Raw genomic sequence first — 1,392 nt, 5'->3', positions numbered from 1 at the left:
GGTGGCGGCGACAGCAAGGGCCGCATGCAGGTCACCCTGGAACCCGTCGAGATTACGCCCGAGCAGCTCGAAGAGCTGCGGGGCAGTAACGTCCGCGTTACGATCCCGGTCGCCTCAACCGACGGCGAGGTCCTCGCCGTGCCCCTGGCCGCGCTGTCCGCGGGGTCGGGCGGAGAGAGCCGCGTCGAAATCGTCACGGACCCGGGCCCGGGCCCGGCCAGCGAGGCGAAGACCGAGCTCGTCACAGTTGAGACGGGGCTCGCCGCGGGCGGTTTTGTGGAGATCAGTTCCCAAGACCCCCTCCTGACGGCGGGGGCCACCGTGGTGGTCGGCCGGTGACCGAACGCATCGAGAACCCGCTCGGCGCGGGCCCGGCGATAGCGTCGGGGGCCCGCTCCGGGGCGCAAGCAGCGCCTGACCAGGCGGCCCCGGTCATTGACCTGGACGACGTCACCCGGATCTTTCCGGGGCCGCCCGCGGTGAACGCCCTGCGCGGAGTCTCCCTCCGCGTGAACGCGGGGGAGTACCTCGCGATCATCGGCCCCTCCGGCTCCGGAAAATCGACCATGCTGAACACGCTGGGGCTGCTCGACCGGCCCACAAGCGGTGACTATCGCTTCGCTGGGCAGACCACCGCTCAGCTGAGCGAGGACGAGCGGGCCGCCCTGCGCGGCGGCAGCATCGGCTTCGTCTTCCAGTCCTTCCACCTGCTGCCCACGCGAACCGTGCTCGATAACGTGGTGCTCGCCACGATGTACAGCGGCACCCCGCGCGAGGAGCGCGAGGACCGGGCGCGCGACGCGCTCGCCCGGGTCGGGCTCGCCCACCGGGTGGACTTCTTCCCGGGCACGCTCTCCGGCGGAGAGCGCCAGCGCGTGGCCATTGCCCGCGCGGTCTGCACCTCGCCGATGCTGCTGCTCGCGGACGAGCCGACGGGGAACCTCGACCGGCACAACTCCGATGTGGTGATGGAGCTCTTCGACGAGCTCCACCGGGACGGGCTCACGATTGTCATGATTACCCACGACCTCGCGGTCGCCGAGCGGGCGGAGCGTCGGCTCCGCATCGCCGACGGCCAGCTGACGGAGCTGTCATGAGCGCCCGGCGGAGCCGTCGAGGGACGGAGTCGGAGGTGCTCGACTTCGACGAGCTCCTCGCCGCGAACGAGGCGGGCGATGCGCGCGCCGAGGCAGCCGGGGACGGAGCAGACGGAGCGAACGGGGACGCGGCGGGCAACGGCGGAAAGCCCGGCCGGTTCCGTCGCCTGCTCGCGCGCATCGGCGCGGTCTTCGCGGCCGTGTTCACCTGGCTCGCGAAGCCCTTCGCCCGCTTCCGGAAGCCCAAGCGACCCGTGTCGAGCTTCACGAACCGCGACCTCATCAACGAGGCCGT

Annotated in this window: 2 protein-coding genes and 1 pseudogene; all 3 read left to right on the top strand. The window is 71.6% G+C overall.

All coding sequences use genetic code 11. The features are described from left to right. A pseudogene (locus tag OOT08_RS05870) lies at positions 1 to 339 on the top strand (hypothetical protein); the annotation flags it as partial. Positions 340 to 377: 38 nt separating this feature from the next. Beyond that, the gene (locus OOT08_RS05865) at positions 378 to 1,097 is read left to right on the top strand and encodes an ABC transporter ATP-binding protein (protein WP_325092115.1); all 720 of its coding nucleotides are present in this window, start codon (positions 378 to 380) and stop codon (positions 1,095 to 1,097) included. Then, positions 1,094 to 1,392 (top strand): hypothetical protein (locus OOT08_RS05860; protein WP_325091649.1); only part of this gene is annotated, 299 nt, incomplete at its 3' end. The genes OOT08_RS05865 and OOT08_RS05860, both read left to right, overlap by 4 nt.

The organism is Leucobacter sp. M11 (genome assembly GCF_035726885.1).
Classification (GTDB): domain Bacteria; phylum Actinomycetota; class Actinomycetes; order Actinomycetales; family Microbacteriaceae; genus JAPFRB01.
Note: the sequence above shows the minus strand (reverse complement) of the source record. Positions and strands in the feature narration are given on the sequence as shown.